Raw genomic sequence first — 18,198 nt, forward strand, 5'->3', positions numbered from 1 at the left:
AGACGCCGCTTGTCCGCCCTTGGCGTGTTTGACGCCGCACGGGCGGTAGATTAGCCGTGTGTCCCAGCAACCTGCCGAAAAACGCACTGAACGCCTGCTCAACCTGGTCATAGCCCTGCTCTCCAGCCGGCGTGGCTTCACCAAGCATGAGCTGTTTGAAGAAATCGAACTCTATTCTGAAGCCGCCTCCACGGAAGCCCGCGAAAAGCTCTTCGACCGGGACAAGGCCTTCCTGCGCGAACAGGGCATTCCGGTGGAGTCCTACAGCGACGATGCCCTCTTCGAGGGGGACAACACCGTCCAGCGCTACCGGATCCGCAGCGAGGAGTACCGGCTGCCCGAGGTGACTTTCAGCAGCGCCGAATCAGCCGTGCTCGCCCTGGCCGCCCAGATGTGGGAACAGGCAGCGCTGGGTTCCGCAGCGGCCCGCGCAGTGCGCAAGCTCCGGACACGCGGCGTGATTGCCGAGGATGCGGCTGCCAGTCCCATCCAGCCCGGGATCCGGACCAGTGATCCAACCTTTTCGGCCGTGTTCCGTGCCACGGCCGGCCGCGTGCCCATCACCTTCGGCTACCGGGCAACAGGCGGCACGGAAGCCACCCGGCATCTTGAGCCGTGGGGAATGGGCTCGCGCTACGGGCATTGGTACGTCGTCGGCTGGGACAGGGACCGGCAAGCCGAGCGCTACTTCCGCCTCTCCCGAATGACGACGGCGGTCAAGACCGGCCGCGGTACCTACACAGTTCCTGCACACTTTGACATCCATGCCTCCCTCGCATCACTCGATGCGGTTTTTCCGGCGCAGAGGGCAGTGGTCGACGTGCGTTCCGGAGCCGGCGCCGAACTGCGGCTGCGCGCCGGAACAGCAAACGCAACCGGCCCGGAGCCGGAAGGACTCAGCGCACCGGCAGCCGGAAAAGACCGGATCAGCCTCACGGTCACCGATCTTGACGGGTTCGCCGCGGACGTTGCGGCGCTGGGGCCGGCTGCCGAGGCAGTCCATCCTCCCGAGCTGCGCAGCATGGTGCAGACCGCTCTGATGGCCGCCCGGGAGAGACAGCTGCAACCCGTTCCGGAGTTCCCCGAGCCCGCAGCGCCCCGGACCAGGGCACCGAAGGCCGCTGGGGCGCAGGAGCGGCTCAGCCGGCTGCTGGACCTGGTCCCGTACATCCTCGCCAACCAGGGCGCGGACCTGGAGGAAACCGCCAGCAGGTTCGGCGTGAGCGCGGAGCAGCTCGCTGCGGACCTGAACCTCTTGTTCGTCAGCGGTCCGCGCTACTACCCCAACGGGCTCATGGACGTGGATTTCGAGACGGGCGAGATCTTCATCGACAACGCCGACAACCTCTCCCAGCCCGTCCGGTTGTCCATGGATGAGGCGGCCGCCCTCATTGTCGGCCTCGACACCCTGGCCGCCCTGCCGGGCGCTGCCCCCACTGACGCCGTCGCCAGTGCCCATGCCAAGCTCAGCGAGGCGGCCGGAACGGCCGGGACCGCCGGGTCCGCCATAGCCGCCGCGGTCCTCCCGTCGGGGGCCGCACCGGCCCTCCTTGAGGACCTGCGCCGGAGCGTCAGCGACAAGCGCCGGCTCTCGATCCGGTACGTGGTGCCCAGCCGCGACGAGGTTTCGGAGCGGGTCATCGATCCCCGCCGCATTTTCTCCGAGAACGACACGTGGTACTTAGACGCCTGGTGCCACCGGGCCGAAGCGACCCGGTTTTTCCGGATAGACCGGATCGTGGACTGGGAGGACGCCGGCGCCGTTCCCCCGGACACCCCAGAACCCGTCCAGCAGTTCCCTGCCAGCCTGTTCACCGCGGGGGAGGCCGATGAGTCCGTCACAATCCGCCTTCTGCCCGACGCGTCCTGGGTAGCAGAAGCGTATTCGGCAGAGCTCAGCACCGCACTGCCGGACGGCAGCCAGGTTGTTGTCCTGCGAACTCCTGCCACGGGCTGGATTCCGGGATTCATCGGGCGTCTGGGCGGAGCGGCGTCCGTAGCGGCACCCGAGGAACTGCGGAGCGCCACAGCGGCCTGGCTCGATGCTGCCCTGGAAAACTACGCGTGAACTGCTCATGACACCCCGCGTGCCGGAAACCGCAGCGGCATAGGGTGCTTGCCACGCTCCACTATGCTGGGACCATGCCTTGGTGGTCGTGGATCGTTATATGGGTTGCCGTTACGGCGGTTGCCCTGCTGCTGTATGTGCTGATCGGCATCCGGCTCTTCCGCAAGTTCATGGCGGTGCTGGGCGAAGTGCAATCAGCCGGGTCCCGGTTGTCCTTTGCGCCTCCTGCCCCCTCGCCGGTAGCTGCGGACTCACTGCCGGCGGTGTTCCTCGATCCTGCCGCTGCGAGGCGCCGGTACGAGGACGGCAAGGCAGAACGGAAAGAGGCCCGGCGCGAACGCCGGGTCGAGCGGCGGCACCTCCGCGGGCAACCGCGGGCGTGGCGCGATATCCCCGGGCTCTGACATAAAATGGCTTGTAACGAAAGGACACCGGCATGCGCCTAGAAGGCTGGCATATTGTCATCATCATTGTTATTGCGATCCTCCTCTTTGGAGCTCCCAAGCTCCCGGGACTGGCACGCAGCGTTGGACAGTCCCTGCGGATCTTCAAGTCCGAGGTACGCCAGATGAAGGACGAGAACACGTCCGGAACAGCTGACGGCGAGCCCATGGAAGGCCGTGTCGTCAATAACCCGGCCAACCCGGCGCACCCTTCTGCCACGCCCAACCAGGGGCCGGCACCGACGCAGACACCGCCGCCGGGATCCACTCCCGGCACCGGTAATCCGCACACCACCCCGTAGCGGCAGTGGCGCTGAACCGAGGGCGCAAATCCAACCCTGAAGGGCGGATGGCCCTCAAGGAACACCTGAGGGAATTCCGCAACCGGCTGTTCAAGGCGGCAATCGCCGTCGTGCTGGGCACGGTGGGGGGATTCTTCCTCTACATGCCCGTCTTCAATGAACTGACTCGTCCTGTCCGGGAACTTTCGGAGCAGGAGGGGCGGCTCGCGACGATCAACTTCGACGGCGTCGCCACCTCCTTCGACCAGATGATCCAGGTCTCGGTCTTCATTGGCGTGCTGGTATCCAGTCCCTTCTGGCTCTACCAGCTGTGGGCGTTCATCACGCCCGGCCTGCGGACCAAGGAGCGCCGGGCCGCGCTGGGGTTCCTGGCTGCCGCCGTTCCGCTGTTCCTGGCAGGGGTGGGGCTCGCTTGGCTGATCCTTCCGAATGCCGTCGGTGTCCTCACTGACTTCACCCCCGAGGGCGCAGCCAACGTCATTACCGCTTCGGTGTACCTCGCCTTTGTCCTTCGGCTGCTGCTCGCCTTTGGCATTGCCTTCCTGATCCCCGTTGTCATGGTCGGGCTGAACCTGCTGGGGCTGCTCCCGGCGAGGACCATCGTGAAGTACTGGCGGATCACGGTCTTCATCATCTGCCTCTTCGCTGCCATGGCGGCCCCCGGCGGCGATGCCCTGAGCATGTTCTACCTTGCCGCACCGCTGCTGGTGCTCTTCGCCGTCGCCGTCGGCCTCTGCTTCCTTAACGACAAGCGCCGTACCCGCCGCAACGCAGCCAGGGAAGCCGCTGTGGACGCTGAGGCAGACAAGGCGTCGACCCTCGAGGACATCTAGCCCTGCCCGAACACCGTTTAGGCTGGAGATATGACTTCCCCGTCTGAGCGGTACCAGGCCGCCAAAGAACGCACCGGACACGCACGGACCCGTCTGGCAGTCTTCGAGCAGTCCCTGGGCTTCGATCTCGACCCTTTCCAGATCGAAGCCTGCCGCTCGGTGGAGGCGGGACGCGGCGTGCTCGTGGCAGCACCGACCGGCGCCGGCAAGACGGTGGTGGGGGAGTTCGCCGTCTACATGGCGCTCGAACGGGGCCTCAAGGCTTTCTACACGACGCCGATCAAAGCGCTCAGCAACCAGAAGTACGTGGAGCTTTCGGCGTCTTACGGGCCGGAGAACGTTGGCCTGCTCACGGGGGACACCAGCATCAACCCCGACGCTTCAGTGGTCGTAATGACGACTGAAGTCCTGCGCAACATGCTGTACTCCAATTCCGCGACGCTGGATGACCTTGGCTACGTGGTCATGGATGAGGTCCATTACCTCGCCGACCGTTTCCGCGGTGCGGTCTGGGAAGAAGTCATCATCCACCTGCGCTCCGACGTGCAGCTGGTGTCGCTGAGCGCGACGGTGTCCAATGCCGAGGAGTTCGGAGCATGGCTGGACACGGTCCGCGGGGATACCGACGTCGTCGTCACCGAGCACCGGCCCGTGCCGCTGTGGCAGCACGTCATGGTGGGCCGGGACATCGTTGACCTCTTCGCCACCGATGTGTCCTTTGACGAAGCTGCGGACGATTCCGAGCGTCCGGCCGGCATTCAGGAAAAGGTGAAGGTCAACCCGGAACTGCTCGACCTGGCACGCAACGAATCCCGGCTGAACCAGCGCACCCGCTGGGGTTCACAGCGGCCCGGCTCTGGCGGCCGCAAATACGAGCGGGGCCGCGGCAGTTCCGCTCCCGCCGCGCCGCAGACGCGCACCCCCCGGGCTTCCCGCCCGCAGGTCATCAGCCAGCTGGACAAGCGCGGACTGCTTCCGGCGATCACGTTCATTTTTTCGCGCAACGGCTGCGACGCCGCAGTCCGGCAGTGCGTCGACTCCGGACTGGCCCTGACCACGGAAGCTGAACGCCGGGTCATCGCGGCAATGGTGGATGAAGCCAGCCGGGACATTCCCGAAGACGACCTGGAGGTGCTGGGATTCTGGACCTGGCGCGAAGGCCTGGTCCGCGGCTTCGCGGCCCACCACGCCGGCATGCTGCCCACGTTCAAGGAAGTCGTGGAGAAGCTGTTCGCCGCCGGCCTGGTCCGCGCGGTGTTCGCCACGGAGACCCTCGCCCTGGGCGTCAACATGCCGGCACGCTCCGTGGTCTTGGAAAAGCTGGACAAGTTCAACGGTGAAGCCCACGTAGACATCACGGCGGGGGAGTACACGCAGCTGACCGGCCGCGCAGGACGCCGCGGAATCGATGTCGAAGGCCATGCCGTGGTCCTCTGGCAGCCCGGCACCGACCCCGCGGCGGTTGCAGGCCTCGCCTCGCGGCGCACCTATCCGCTGAACTCATCGTTCCGGCCGACCTACAACATGAGCATCAACCTCATCGCACAGTTCGGCCGCGACCGTGCCAGGGAAATCCTCGAGTCCTCCTTCGCCCAGTTCCAGGCGGACCGGTCCGTGGTTGGGCTGGCACGGCAGGTGCGTTCCCGGGAGGAATCCCTCGCCGGTTACGAGAAGGCGATGACCTGCCATCTGGGGGACTTTTCCGAGTACTCGGCCATGCGCCGGAAACTTTCCGACCTGGAGCAGTCGGCCTCCAAGTCGAAGGCCCGCAGCCGCCGCAGCGCGGCCGCCGCTTCCTTGGAAACCCTGCGTCCCGGGGACGTCATCGACGTACCGGGCGGGCGCAGTCCCGGCTACGCAGTGGTCCTGACGCCGGACACCAATGCGCGTGAACCCCGGCCAACCATCCTCACCGAAGACAAGCAGATCCGGCGCCTGCACGTGGGGGACCTGGATGGGCCCCTGGATGTGGTCTCGCAGATCCGGATCCCGAAATCCTTCAACGCCCGGACGCCCAAGGACCGGCGTGACCTGGCTTCATCGCTGCGCAACGCCTTGCGCGAACACCGCCCGCCCCGGCCCGCCGGCGGGCGCGGTGCCTCGCTGCATGCAACGGGTACCGAGCGGCAGGAGCAGGCGATTGCCGAACTGCGCCGTAAACTGCGTGCCCATCCGTGCCACGGCTGCAGCGAACGGGAAGACCATGCCCGCTGGGCCGAGCGCTGGTGGAAGCTGCGCCGGGAGACGGACAACCTGACCGCCCAGATCCGGGGCCGCACGAATACCATCGCCAAGACATTCGACCGTGTCAGCTCGGTACTGGAGCATTACGGATATGTCGCTCCGGATGCCGACGGAGTACCGCAGGTCACGCCTGCAGGCAGCAAGCTTCGCCGGATTTACGGTGAGCGGGACCTGCTGGCGGCGCTGGGCCTGGAACACGGGGCGTTCGACGATCTCGACGCCGTCGAACTGGCCTGCCTCGCCACGGCACTGGTCTACCAGCCCAAACGCGAAGAGCGCGGGCTGCGCCCGCGGATGCCCAGTGCCGTGCTCGACGGCGCCGTCGACATCCTGATCCGGCAATGGTCCGAGCTGACGGACCTCGAGGAAGCCGAGAAGCTGCCCCTGACCGGTGAACCTGAACTGGGCCTGGTCTGGCCGATGTACAAGTGGGTGCAGGGCAAGCACCTCCAGGTGGCCCTCAACGGCACCGAACTGGCGGCCGGCGACTTTGTCCGCTGGTCCAAGCAGGTGATCGACCTGATCGACCAGCTGGCCAAGGTGCCCGAGCTGCAGCCTGACCTGCGCCGGCGCTGCCGTGAGGCCATAGACCTGATCCGCCGCGGCGTCGTGGCCTACTCCGCCGTCAGCGAATAGCCGCCCGCCGGGCGGCCGCTTCCGGCTACGGTCAATTCTGTCGTCCCGCCGCGGACGGTTTAGCGCAGCAACTACGAAGAACAGGTGAGTCCTTGAACAGCACGGCCCCGGCGAATGAGCTGGTCCTTTACCGCAACGGTTCGGTTTACAGCTCGGCCGATCCTTTTGCGACCGCCATGCTCGTGGACGGCGGCACCGTCGCCTGGGTCGGTTCCGAGCAGGCGGCCACCTCGATCCAGGACTCCAAGATGCGGGTCGTGGATCTTCAGGGTGCCCTCGCTGCACCCGGCTTCGTCGACTCGCACGTCCACCTCACGGAGACCGGCCTGGCCGAGTCTTCGCTGGACCTCTCCGGCGTCCGCTCCCTGGCAGAGCTGCTCAGCGCTGTTGCCGCTGCAGCCGGCGAGTCCTCCGGGCTTCTGCTCGGGCACGGCTGGGATGAATCGGGCTGGCCCGAAGCGCGGGTTCCCACTGCGGCAGAGCTGGATGCGGCCTCCGGAAACCGGCGGGTCTATCTGGCCCGCGCAGACGTGCACTGCGCCGTCGTCTCGGGGACCCTGGCAGCCGAACTCGGCCTGTCCGGCATGGATGGCTGGGACAACGGCTTTGTGATCCGCGGTGCCCATGAGGCTGCCCGCACCGCATCCCGCAATCTGACCCTTCAGGAACGTGCCCGCTTCCAGCGTGCCGCCTTGGATCTGGCTGCCTCCCGGGGAATCGTAGCAGTGGCCGAAATGGCGGCTCCCCATATTGCTCCACCGGAGGACCTGCGCCAGCTCCTGGGCCTTGAAGGCACACTCGGTTCCGTTCCCGGCCCGCAGGTCCTGCCGTACTGGGGCCAGCTGGCAACCACTGAACAGGACCTGGCAGACCTGCGGGAAGCGTTTGGCGGTAAACTCCTGGGCCTTGCCGGAGACTTGAACATTGACGGTTCCTTCGGCGCCCGGACAGCGGCGGTGCGGCTCCCGTATGCGGATGCTCCGGAGACTTCGGGAAGCCTCTACCTGGGCGAGGAAGAGGCGGCCCGGCACCTTGAACTGGCCACCCGCGCCGGCCTCCAGGCCGGTTTCCACGTCATCGGCGACGCAGGGCTGGACACAGTGCTGGCAGCACTGCGCCGCGCAGCGGAGGCCGTGGGGGAGCAGAAGCTCCGCGCGGCGCACCACCGCCTGGAGCATGTGGAACTGACTGACGACGGCGCCATCGCTGAACTGGTCCGCTTTGGGGTCACTGCCAGCATGCAGCCGTCCTTCGACGCCGCCTGGGGCGGCGGCAGCGGCATGTACAGCCAGCGGCTGGGCAGCCGGAGCAGTTCCATGAACCGCTTCGCGTCGCTGCTTTCCGCCGGGGTTCCCGTAGTCTTCGGTTCTGACGCACCCGTTACCGCGCTTGATCCCTGGCGAACGGTCCAGGCGGCCGTGTCCCATTCCAACCCCCAGGAGCGCATCTCCGCCCGGGCCGCGTTTATTGCCCATACCCGGGCAGGCTGGCGTGCCGCCGGGACCGGCAATCCGATGCTGGGCCAGCTTGCACCCGGAACCCCGGCCTCGTTTGCTGTCTGGGAGGCCGACGAGCTGATGGTGCAGACTCCCGACTCGTCCGTAGCGTCCTGGAGCACCGATCCCCGGGCAGGAACACCGTTGCTTCCCGCCTTGGACACCGGTTCACTTCCGCGCTGTCTGCAGACCGTGCACCTCGGTACGGAACTGTACCGCGCACCGGATTTCAATTAGGGGTCCGAATATTCCCCTTGGGAACTTCTCTGAAACCCCCTCTGACCTGCAATTACGTAGAAGTCGCCTAGTCAGCATTGTGTTGACACTCTCCGCTCAGCACGTAGGCTAAGGGGACTGCGGACCGGAGACGGCTTGTGCCGATGCCAGTCCGTGAGGCCCGTGCACACGTGCGTGGGGGGTGGTGGTTCGTCCACCAGAAATGTGTTCGGCCACCAGCAGCAACGCATTGGGGTGGGTTCATCCGTCAGTAGAAAACAGGTCCGGCTTGCCCGGGACTGGCCCGAAGACGGCGGAACCCGCCCCTCTGTGCGCCTGCGCATCCAACGTACCCGCACGGGCGTCTGCCCGGACGCGTCCCATATACTGGGAGACCTGCCTATCGGCAGTACCCCTCCGGGCCGCGATCAGCGCGGCTCGTGTTTGTTGAAAGGCCATGCGTGCGCGTCCTCACCATCATCCCCACCTACAACGAGATCGAGTCGCTACCCAAGACCCTGGCACGGCTGCGGGCCGCTGTACCTGACTCGGACGTGCTGATTGCGGACGACAACAGCCCCGATGGTACAGGCGCCTTCGCCGACGAACAGGCAGCCCGCGATCCGCAGGTCCATGTCCTGCACCGCAAGGGCAAGGAAGGGCTTGGCGCTGCCTACATCGCAGGCTTCCGCTGGGGTCTGGACAAGGGTTACGACATCCTCGTGGAGATGGACGCCGACGGCTCCCACAAGCCCGAGCAGCTGCCGCTCCTCCTCGAAGCCTCGAAGGAAGGGGCTGACCTGGTCATCGGTTCCCGCTGGGTACCGGGCGGGTCGGTTGTGAACTGGCCACTGCACCGCAAGCTGCTTTCCCGCGCGGGGAGCACGTATTCACGGTTCATGCTGGGAATCCCGGTCCGCGATATCACTGCCGGGTACCGCGCCTTCCGCCGCACCACCCTGGAGAAACTGGACCTCTCCGCCGTTGAATCCGTGGGCTACGGCTTCCAGGTGGACATGACGTTCCGGGTAGCGCGGCTGGGCCTGACCATCAAGGAAGTTCCCATCACCTTCGTCGAGCGAGAGTTTGGCGCGTCGAAGATGAGCGGCAACATTGTTTTTGAAGCGATTGGGAACGTGACCAAGTGGGGCCTGGGCGCCCGCTGGGAGAAACTAACCCGCCGGGGCTGAGCCCCCGGACAGACACACCGGGTACGGCAAAGGCCGGCTGCCGTTACGGCAGCCGGCCTTTGTACGTCCGGAGCGGGTCCTGCCGGCGTCTGCCGGAAGGCAGGGAGAGAGCTGCTAGGAAGCAGCACGCTCCCCGCGGCGTTCGCGCAGCTTGTCCAGGCGATCTTGGAGGATGACCTCAAGCTCTTCGATGCTGCGGCGTTCGAGCAGCATGTCCCAGTGCGTACGTACAGGCTTGTCGTTGCTGGTGTCCGGCTTCTCGCCGTCAACCAGCAGGGCTTCCTTACCGGTCTTGGAAACCCATACCGGAGGAACCTCGGCTTCAGCGGCAAAGGTCACGAACACCCGTTCGCCGTCCTCGCACCGGTATTCGACACGCTGGCGGGGAGCCGGCTCCACACCGGATTCCGTCTCCATGCTCTGCGCACCCAGTCGCATACCCCGCAGGCTACGATCGCTCATTATCTCTCCCTCAATCAGTTTTCGAAGGACCGCTGGGGTCCATCTTTAGTGCTCGCTGCGCCGAAGGGGCAGCCCCCCGTGCTCTGTGCAGCACCAAACGGTTCGTCTGGTAGAACGCCGCAGCCGCAAATCCTGTTCCCGGCAGAGCTGACTTACAGCCCATACCCCGGCAAACAACCAATTATACCGGCAGCCGGGCAGCGGCACGTACCGGGTCTAAGGAGCCTGTTCCCCGGAGCCGACCGGAACACCGGTGCCGGTGCCTGCAGCGGAGCCAGGCGCAGCGACGGGGGAGGAGGGACCGGGCTTCACATCGGGAAGGAAATCTCCCAGTGCTGATCCCACGCCCCGCAGTGCCTCGCCCAGCTCGCTCGGGATGATCCACAGCTTGTTGGCGCTTCCCTCTGCCAGCTTCGGCAGGGTCTGCAGGTACTGGTAGGCAAGCAACTTCTGGTCCGGGTTGCCCTTGTGGATCGCATCGAAGACCTTCTGGATGGCCTGTGATTCACCGTCTGCCCGGAGAATCGCTGCCTTGGCGTCACCCTCAGCCGCCAGGATCGCAGCCTGCCGACGGCCTTCTGCGGTAAGGATCTGGGACTGCTTGGTACCTTCGGCGGTCAGGATGGTTGCACGGCGTTCACGCTCGGCACGCATCTGCTTTTCCATGGAGTCCTGGATGGACAGGGGCGGCTCAATCGCCTTGAGCTCAACCCGGGAGACCCGGATGCCCCAGCGGCCGGTGGCTTCATCGAGGACCCCGCGCAGCTGGCCGTTGATCCTGTCGCGGGAGGTGAGCGCTTCCTCGAGGTTCAGCCCGCCGACGACGTTTCGCAGCGTGGTGGTGGTGAGCTGCTCGACGGCGTGGATGTAGTTCGCGATTTCATACGTTGCGGCCCGGGCATCCGTGACCTGGAAGTACACGACAGTATCGATGGAGACCACGAGGCTGTCCTCGGTGATCACCTGCTGCGGCGGGAAGGAAACGACCTGCTCACGCAGGTCAAGCAGCGGCAGGAGCCGGTCGACGAATGGAATGAGGATGTTCAGTCCAGGGTCCAGCGTCCTCAGGTACTTGCCGAGCCTTTCCACCACGCCGGCCCGCGCCTGGGGGATAATCCGGACGGATTTGACCAGGACGACCAAGACGAAGATGACCAGGACGGCCAAAACGATAAGCACTACGGTGGTTTCCATATTCCCCCTTGAAAGGTGGCCGGTGCCTGGGTGGTCCGGCCTCTGTCTGCCCCCGTTCCAGCGGAGGACTGTGGCCTTCGGGCGGAGCCGTCGGGCCAAGGATTCGGTTCGGTACTACCGGCCGGAAAGCCCGTCGCCGCTGCCCGGCTCCACACCCCTGCCGCGGCCGGGCTTCAGCGGTTCGACGACCGCCGTCGCGCCCTCAATGCGGGTGACGGATACTTCTTCGCCTGCGGGAAGCAGGGATCCGTCACCGGACCGGGCGGTCCAGGTGTCACCGGCGAGCTTCACGGTGCCGGTGCGCGAGCCGACGGGTTCCAGGGTGAGCGCAGCTTCGCCGATCAGGCGGTCAATGTTGGACCGGTGCTCTTTGGTGCCCATCTTCAGGTGCTTGAGGCCGATGGGCCGGACGACCACGATCATCAGCAGGGCCACAACACAGAACAGGACTACCTGAAGGAACAACGGAGCGGCAAGGACAGCGGCAAGCATCGCGGCGAGGGCACCTGCGGACAGCATGGCGAAGAAGAGATCCAGCGTCAGTGTCTCTATGGCAGCAAAGCCGAGAAAGAGCACCAGCCAGACAACCCAGCTGTAATTGACGAGCCAATCGAACAGTTCCTGCATGATGCTTCCCTCCGGCTCAGTCCGGTCGGTGTTTGGGCGGCGGGCTGAGAAAGTTTGCTGGTCCTTGGGCACATTCTGCCTGACTTTCCGTGCTTAACCTAGGCGTCCGCGGAGCCCGGGCGCGCCCCGCGGGCGGCGCTGCGCACGCGGCGGGCTAGACGGCGGCGAATCGGGAAACAGAAAAAGCCGCGCTTACGGACAGGGGAAATGACGCTGAGTCCAGCGTGTGCTCCAGGCCTGCCCGGTCGAGATGGTGGGCCGAAGGCCCCATCAGTGCGGCGTTCATTGTGTCAGTGCGGCTGAGGTCCATGCTGTATTCGACGCGCCGGGAGGCTTCCAGCGTGAAGCCCGGGCCGAGTGCCTGCGCGACGTGCTCATCCTTCCCGGCGCCGATGCCCAGCAGCCCGGCTATCGCACGGAGTTCGCGCAGATGGGACGGCAGGGGAGTGACCACTACCAGCGCCCCGCCGGGAACAAGGACGCGCCGGAACTCCTGCGGATTCCGGGGGGCGAAGACATTCAGCACAAGATCTGCTGCTCCGTCAGCCAGCGGCAGCGGCCGCCAGACATCCCAGACGAGCGCAAAGCCGGACGGCAGCGCCCGCGCGGCGCGGCGGAGAGCGTACTTGGAAATATCAAGGGCAACCACCTCGGAGGCATCCAGTGCCTTTGAGACTTCGGCGAGGTAGTACCCGGTGCCGGCACCGGCATCAAGGATGACTGGATTCGCAGCTGCCGTTGTACCCAGATCTGTCAGTGCCTGTACCAGGGGGGCATAGTGTCCTTCACCCAGGAAATCGGCCCTCGCCTGGACCATGTCGGCCGTATCCGCCTGGAACTTGGTTCCGGCTCCTGTCAGCAGATTGAAATAGCCCTGCTTTGCGGCGTCGAACCCGTGTCCCTGAGGACAGCCCAGCCGGCGGCGCCCGGCGTCCGCAAGCAGTTTCTCCCCGCAGGCGGGGCAGACCAGCAGCGGCCGGGATTCGATGGGCATACCTCCCATCCTAGGCGGCCGCGGCTGGCCGGCGCCTGCCGATCAGAGTGAGCCGGGACACCTTGCTAAGCTCGGTTCCGTGAAACCCAGTGACCTTCCCTTCCTGAATTCCGTATCCGAACCCACCCTGCACCCGGACGCCAGCCGTGCCGTCGTCTCCGTGCAGCGCCCTGATTTTGCTGCCGATGCCTATGTGGGCCAGCTGTGGAATATTCCCCTGGACGGCGGAACACCCTCCCGCCTGACCCGCGGTTTCAGCGATACCGCTCCGCAGTTCTCGCCGGATGGGAGCACACTGGTCTTCCTTCGCTCCCATGCCGGAGGCCGCCCGCAGCTGTTCGCCATGCCGGCTGCCGGCGGCGAACCCGTGCAGCTGACTGACCGGTTGCTGGGCGTGTCCTGGTTCCGGTTCGCACCCGATTCCACGCGCCTGGTCTTCTCCTCCCGGGAACCTGAGCAGGGCCGGTACGGAACGGTCGACGGCGTAGGCCCCGGTGCCGAGGACCCGCGCCTGATCACAACACTGAAGTACCGGATGAACGGGCTGGGATACTCCGGAGACAAACACGCCCAGGCTTTTGTCCTCGCCCTTCCCGATCCCGGCGGCGAACCTTTTATCCGTCCGGTGGGGCGGGCAGCGGTGGACAACGGCGGCGCCGCCGCCGACGGGCTTCCCGAGGCACGGCAGCTCACCCGCTGCGGAACGGATGTCCAGAACCCGGTCTTCAGCGCGGACGGAACACGTGTCCTCTTCACCGCTGCGCTGCATGAAGGCGCAGATGCTGACCTGGTGACCGACGTCTACGAGGTCAGCGCTGACGGACCGGGGGAGGAGCCGCGCAGGCTTACCAATCTGGCCGGCGGTCCCCGCCTTGGCGCCGGCTACCCGGTCCAAAGCCCGGACGGAGCGTGGCTGTACTACTTGGCGCAGGACCTTTCGGATACCGGACGGGACTTCGTGGCACGCAACACCGCCCTGTACGCCGCCCCGGCCGGCAACCCCGCCAACGCCGTCCGCCTCACCGATCCCGAGACCGTTGACCTGGCCGGGGGCGGGATCGTTCCCGAGCACGGTGCCGTCCTGGTTTTCAACCTCCACCGCGGGGCAACCCAGCTGCTCCGCGTTGATGCAGCCGGAACCATCGACACTCTCGTCGCGGGTCCGCGCGTAGTCACGGGTGCGGCGTCCGCGGCAGGAACCGTCGTCGTCTCCTTCACTGATCCCGGTACTGCGGGAGACGTAGCGGCCGTGGACAGCGAAGCCCCGGACAACATCCGGGTGCTGAGCGACTTCTCCGCCGATTTCCGTACCTCCGCCGGCGTGCTCGAACTCCGGGAAGAAACGCATCCCTCTGCCGACGGCTATCCGGTCCATGGCTGGGTTGTCCTGCCGGAGGGCGAAGGACCGCACCCGGTTCTGCTGAATATCCACGGCGGACCGTTCTCGCAGTACGGCTGGGGCCTCTTCGACGAGGCGCAGACCTATGCTGCGGCCGGGTATGCAGTGCTGATGTGCAACCCGCGCGGCTCCTCAGGGTACGGACAGCAGCACGGCCGTTCTATCCAGGCAGCGATGGGCACGCTGGACCTGCAGGACGTGCTGGGATTCCTGGAGGGCGTCCTGGCCGCACACCCGGACCTCGACGCCGGACGCCTGGGCGTAATGGGCGGTTCCTACGGCGGGTACCTGACGGCATGGACCATTGCGCAGGACCACAGGTTCACTTCCGCCATTGTGGAGCGCGGCTTCCTCGATCCACTGTCCTTCATTGGATCCTCGGACATCGGATGGTTCTTCGCGGAGGCCTACACGGGATCTGATCCCCAACACATCCTCACGCAGAGCCCCTTTGCCCAGGTGGACAAGGTCCGCACACCCGCCCTGGTGATCCACTCCGAGGAGGACCTGCGCTGCCCGATGGAACAGGCACAGCGCTATTACACAGCCCTGAAGCTGCGCGATGTCCCCACCGAACTGCTCCTGTTCCCGGGCGAGAACCATGAGCTGTCGCGGACAGGAACGCCCTGGCACCGCCGCCAGCGCTTCGAGCACATCCTGCGGTGGTGGGCCAAGTGGCTGCCGACAAGCCAGAACCCGGCTGCGGAAGAAGCCGGCGAAGCCGAAGACAACACCGGGGCACGGGTACCGGCACCCCAGGCGTAGGAAGTCTCAGCGGGCTGCGGACGCCCGGCGTACCTGGACTCAGAACCCCAGGATGCGCCGGGCGTCGTCGATTCCGGGTGCAGCCCAGCGCACGAATTCGGAGTTGGAACTCAGTGATCGGGTCAGTGCCTTGTCCACGTAGACAATGCCGTTGAGGTGGTCTGTTTCATGCTGGACGATCCGTGCCGGCCAGCCGTGGAACTCCCGCCGCCGCGCGATGCCTGCCTCGTCGTCGTAATCCAGCCCCACCGAACGGTGGCGGATGACGACGCCCTGATAGCCCTCGAAGGACAGGCAGCCTTCGTAGAAGGCTGCGGTCTGCTCATCCAGCGGCTCATAGCGCGGATTCATGATCGTAAAGAAGGGCAGCGGTGAGCGTTCGCGCAGTTCCGCTGCTTCCGGTTCGGGGGCGTAATTGTCCTCCAGGACTGCGATCCGCAGCGGAATGCCGATCTGCGGCGCGGCCAGTCCCACCCCGGGCGCATCGTGCATGACGCGCCGCATGAGGGCAATCAGCGCAGCCAGCTCGTCATCGTTGAGCTGGCCGTCAAACGGCACGGCCGGGCGGCGGAGGGCGGGGTGCCCCAACTGCACGATCGGCACCAGCTCAGATTCGAGCATGGGCAGGACAAGTTCGCGGATGGCCGTGGACGATTCCGCTGAGGAGGGTTCGTAGATCACGCGTTAATCCTAGTGGGCGGCAGTGCCAATGCCGGATCCAGCCCTTACCTGCTCTTTTGCCGCCGGGCATGCTCCGGGCATAAGAAAGGCCTGAGGCATCGCTGCCTCAGGCCGGACTTTTTTTGCACGCGGGTGCAGGGGAGTGGCTGCTAGCCTTCGCAGTCCACGCAGTACTTGTCGCCGTTCTTCTCCCGTGCAACCTGGGAACGGTGGCGAACGAGGAAGCAGGACATGCAGGTGAACTCATCAGCCTGGGCCGGAACAACCTTGATCAGCAGTTCCTCACCGGAGAGATCCGCGCCGGGCAGGTCGAACCCGTCGATGGCGTCGGACTCCTCGACATCGATAACCGCTGTCATCGCTCCGCCGCGCTGCTGTGCCTTCAGGCCCTCCAGCGAGTCGGTGGGCTGGTCTTCTTCCTTGACGCGCGGGGCATCGTAATCGGTAGCCATGTGTAGTGCTGTACTCCTGAATTTGTGGGGGGTTCGAGCGTAGATCATATAGCTGAAGCAGCCGATCACACCAAACGGCCGCCGCTTGGGTCGGAATGAGGCGTCCGGGGAGTCCGAATGGTCAGTTCCCTTCCTGAAGAAGCCGACACGGCCTGCGGCCCGGAGTGCCTGATGGGTCTTCCTGCAGACAATCCCCTTGCATTTACAGGTCGACGCCCGTACAACGACGCTTCCCCTGGAAATGTTCCCGGACGATCAGCGATGCGTTATGTCAACCCGTTCCAGGGCCGGCGCTGCTTCACGGGGGATTATGTCAACCAGAAATGGGCCGCCCAACGAACGCCAACATGACGAGAAACACGCAAGGACCTTTTCCAATCCGGGAGTTCCGAGTCTGGTGTTACAAGAGTGGCCGGGCAACGGAGCTTCAGTCGGGGCGCTGTTGAATGCCGCAGGCGGGCCGGCGAGCCGCTTGGTACAAACGGCGGCAATAATGTGAGGCAGGCCACTTTCAGGCCCTGTTCTTTAACGCCGATAATCTACATTATGTCAACTAGTAGTCTGCGTATCGCATCAAATGAATCATTCGTGTGGGTCGGCGTCGCTCCCCTCCAATGGTCGCGGAAAGGTGTGCTGACCTGCGAGAATGCAGGACCTTGTGGGCCGGTGGTGTGCACATCAAGCGTCAGGGTGATGTTGGCGATCACCAAACCTTCATCCGCAAGGGGTTCCACCGGAGTTCCTTCGATCAGGAAGTAGTAGCAGTTTACTACTGGTTCGCCACCCGGGTGATAGTGTTCTACTACCACTCGCGGAGGTGACAATGGAAGGCAAGCGCTCTAGTTGCCCCATCAATCGGGGTGTTGAGTTCCTCGGAGATCGGTGGAGTCTGCTGATCCTTCGGGACATGGCGTTCGTGGGTTCGCACGGTTTCCGTGAGTTGCTGGCAAGTTCACAGGAGGGCATCTCGCCCTCGACGCTGTCTGCGCGGCTGAAGTCACTGGAATGGTCTGGGCTGGTCAGCAAGATCGGAGCTCCTCGAGGACACCAAGGCTCCTACACCCTCACCGAGGAGGGCATCCAACTCGTTCCCCTACTGTTCGAACTGGCCCACATCGGATCAATGCTCGACCCGACAACCAGGTCGACGGAACCGCGATTCCAAGGCTGGTATGGAGACGCTGAGAAGATCGCGGCGTACATGGATGAGCTTCGAGAGCGCGAAGGCCTCACCCCCAGCACGAACGCAGCGGTTGAGTCTCCCCAGGAGCCGCCCCCGACCAGCCGAATGGAACGTCAGGGCTCGCGTGACTTGGATCGGGCGCGAGAGAAATGACGACCTATACCAAGCTCGCCGAGATCCTCGACACCCTCGACGAAGAGGCCGACCCTGAAGCACGCCAAGCGATGGGTGACCAGTACGGGATCCACGCCGGAAGCTCCTATGGGGTTCCAATGCGGCGGTTGTTGCAGATCGCCAAGGCCACAGGAATCGACCACGATCTCGCCCTCGCACTATGGGATCAGGGGTCATACGAGGCGCAAACCCTTGCAGCCATGGTGGATGACCCCGGCCAAGTCACCAGAGACCAAATGCAGCGCTGGTGCGAGGACTTCGACAACTGGGCAGTCGTCGACACTGTGTGCTTTCGACTGTTCGACAAGTGCACGCATGCCTGGACGATGGTCGACTGCTGGGTCGCCGATGACCGCCTGTTTGTGCGACGAGCCGGTTTCGCCCTCATCTGGGCCTTGGCCCTTCATGACCGAGCCGCGCCCGATCACCAATTTCTAAAGGCACTCGACTACGCCCAGGCGGCCAGCCGGGATCAGCGGCCCCTGGTCGGGAAGTCGATCACGATGGCGATGCGAGCCATCGCCACCAAGCGACCAACGCTGCTCACCGATGTCGTCACCATTGCCAACCGACTCTGCGACGATGGCGATCCTGCAGCGCGACGCGTGGGAAGGCCGATCCAGCGAAGTTTCGGTACCCGCACATCAGCAGGTAACTGACCGATCGCGCTTCGTCCCAGTTGCGGAATCTCAACGGGAAACCGTTGATCGGCTTGCCGGCCAGGCGCCATTGCGTCCCGTAAGACCTGTCCGGCTCTATGTCCGGGTCGGGTTCCCCGTGCAACCAAACACCTGGCCGCCCGACCTGCCCATTACCACCGTCGATTTTGACGCCAATTC

At 65.1% G+C, this 18,198-nt stretch carries 16 protein-coding genes; 10 read left to right on the forward strand and 6 right to left on the reverse strand.

Annotated elements, in window-relative coordinates; all coding sequences use genetic code 11:
• The first annotated feature begins 58 nt into the window (after positions 1–58).
• The 7 genes from LOC59_RS07590 to LOC59_RS07620 all read left to right on the forward strand — a co-directional run bounded on the left by LOC59_RS07590 (position 59) and on the right by LOC59_RS07620 (position 9,428).
• A complete protein-coding gene (locus LOC59_RS07590; RefSeq protein WP_229971316.1) occupies positions 59–2,068 on the forward strand; it encodes a helix-turn-helix transcriptional regulator in 2,010 nt (669 codons plus the stop codon).
• A 74-nt stretch (positions 2,069–2,142) separates the two neighbouring features.
• On the forward strand, positions 2,143–2,472 hold the full coding sequence (locus LOC59_RS07595) for a hypothetical protein (RefSeq protein ID WP_227896649.1): 330 nt from the start codon (positions 2,143–2,145) through the stop codon (positions 2,470–2,472).
• 32 nt (positions 2,473–2,504) lie between these two features.
• Positions 2,505–2,813: a Sec-independent protein translocase subunit TatA gene (gene tatA, locus LOC59_RS07600; RefSeq protein ID WP_227896648.1), complete on the forward strand. Its 309-nt coding sequence runs from the start codon at positions 2,505–2,507 to the stop codon at positions 2,811–2,813.
• Positions 2,814–2,860: 47 nt separating this feature from the next.
• Positions 2,861–3,646 (forward strand): twin-arginine translocase subunit TatC, encoded by a 786-nt coding sequence (gene tatC / locus LOC59_RS07605; protein WP_227896647.1) that lies wholly within the window; start codon positions 2,861–2,863, stop codon positions 3,644–3,646.
• Between the two features lie 30 nt (positions 3,647–3,676).
• Positions 3,677–6,526 (forward strand): DEAD/DEAH box helicase, encoded by a 2,850-nt coding sequence (locus LOC59_RS07610; RefSeq protein WP_229971318.1) that lies wholly within the window; start codon positions 3,677–3,679, stop codon positions 6,524–6,526.
• Between the two features lie 92 nt (positions 6,527–6,618).
• On the forward strand, positions 6,619–8,259 hold the full coding sequence (locus tag LOC59_RS07615) for an amidohydrolase (protein WP_229971320.1): 1,641 nt from the start codon (positions 6,619–6,621) through the stop codon (positions 8,257–8,259).
• A 440-nt stretch (positions 8,260–8,699) separates the two neighbouring features.
• On the forward strand, positions 8,700–9,428 hold the full coding sequence (locus tag LOC59_RS07620; protein ID WP_229971321.1) for a polyprenol monophosphomannose synthase: 729 nt from the start codon (positions 8,700–8,702) through the stop codon (positions 9,426–9,428).
• A 114-nt stretch (positions 9,429–9,542) separates the two neighbouring features.
• Here LOC59_RS07620 and LOC59_RS07625 read toward each other — a convergent pair whose 3' ends face one another.
• The 4 genes from LOC59_RS07625 to LOC59_RS07640 all read right to left on the reverse strand — a co-directional run bounded on the left by LOC59_RS07625 (position 9,543) and on the right by LOC59_RS07640 (position 12,705).
• Positions 9,543–9,890: an RNA polymerase-binding protein RbpA gene (locus LOC59_RS07625; protein ID WP_091604785.1), complete on the reverse strand. Its 348-nt coding sequence runs from the start codon at positions 9,888–9,890 to the stop codon at positions 9,543–9,545.
• Positions 9,891–10,106: 216 nt separating this feature from the next.
• Positions 10,107–11,084 carry an SPFH domain-containing protein gene (locus LOC59_RS07630; protein ID WP_227896643.1) on the reverse strand — a complete coding sequence of 326 codons (978 nt, stop codon included), beginning with the start codon at positions 11,082–11,084 and terminating at the stop codon, positions 10,107–10,109.
• Between the two features lie 114 nt (positions 11,085–11,198).
• The gene (locus LOC59_RS07635; RefSeq protein WP_331460419.1) at positions 11,199–11,711 is read right to left on the reverse strand and encodes an NfeD family protein; all 513 of its coding nucleotides are present in this window, start codon (positions 11,709–11,711) and stop codon (positions 11,199–11,201) included.
• A 154-nt stretch (positions 11,712–11,865) separates the two neighbouring features.
• Positions 11,866–12,705 carry a methyltransferase domain-containing protein gene (locus LOC59_RS07640; protein WP_229971323.1) on the reverse strand — a complete coding sequence of 280 codons (840 nt, stop codon included), beginning with the start codon at positions 12,703–12,705 and terminating at the stop codon, positions 11,866–11,868.
• A gap of 79 nt (positions 12,706–12,784) precedes the next feature.
• Between LOC59_RS07640 and LOC59_RS07645 the strand changes: the two genes are divergently transcribed.
• A complete protein-coding gene (locus tag LOC59_RS07645) occupies positions 12,785–14,869 on the forward strand; it encodes a S9 family peptidase (RefSeq protein ID WP_229971325.1) in 2,085 nt (694 codons plus the stop codon).
• A gap of 39 nt (positions 14,870–14,908) precedes the next feature.
• On the opposite strand, the gene LOC59_RS07650 is transcribed toward LOC59_RS07645, so the two are convergent.
• Together LOC59_RS07650 and LOC59_RS07655 are read right to left on the reverse strand one after the other, a co-directional pair.
• Positions 14,909–15,550 (reverse strand): peptide deformylase, encoded by a 642-nt coding sequence (locus LOC59_RS07650; RefSeq protein ID WP_423722025.1) that lies wholly within the window; start codon positions 15,548–15,550, stop codon positions 14,909–14,911.
• Positions 15,551–15,699: 149 nt separating this feature from the next.
• Positions 15,700–16,002: a DUF4193 domain-containing protein gene (locus tag LOC59_RS07655; protein ID WP_191746586.1), complete on the reverse strand. Its 303-nt coding sequence runs from the start codon at positions 16,000–16,002 to the stop codon at positions 15,700–15,702.
• Positions 16,003–16,825: 823 nt separating this feature from the next.
• On the opposite strand from LOC59_RS07655, the gene LOC59_RS16855 reads away from it, so the two are divergent.
• Entirely contained in the window at positions 16,826–17,338 is a 513-nt protein-coding gene (locus LOC59_RS16855) for a winged helix-turn-helix transcriptional regulator (protein ID WP_227895814.1), read from the forward strand.
• Positions 17,335–18,018, forward strand: a complete 684-nt coding sequence (locus tag LOC59_RS07660; RefSeq protein WP_229971327.1) for a DNA alkylation repair protein — start codon at positions 17,335–17,337, stop codon at positions 18,016–18,018. Before LOC59_RS16855 ends, LOC59_RS07660 begins: the two co-directional genes overlap by 4 nt.
• The last annotated feature ends 180 nt before the right edge of the window (positions 18,019–18,198 follow it).

The sequence above is a fragment of the Arthrobacter sp. zg-Y916 genome (assembly GCF_020907385.1).
Taxonomy (GTDB): Bacteria; Actinomycetota; Actinomycetes; order Actinomycetales; family Micrococcaceae; genus Arthrobacter_B; species Arthrobacter_B caoxuetaonis.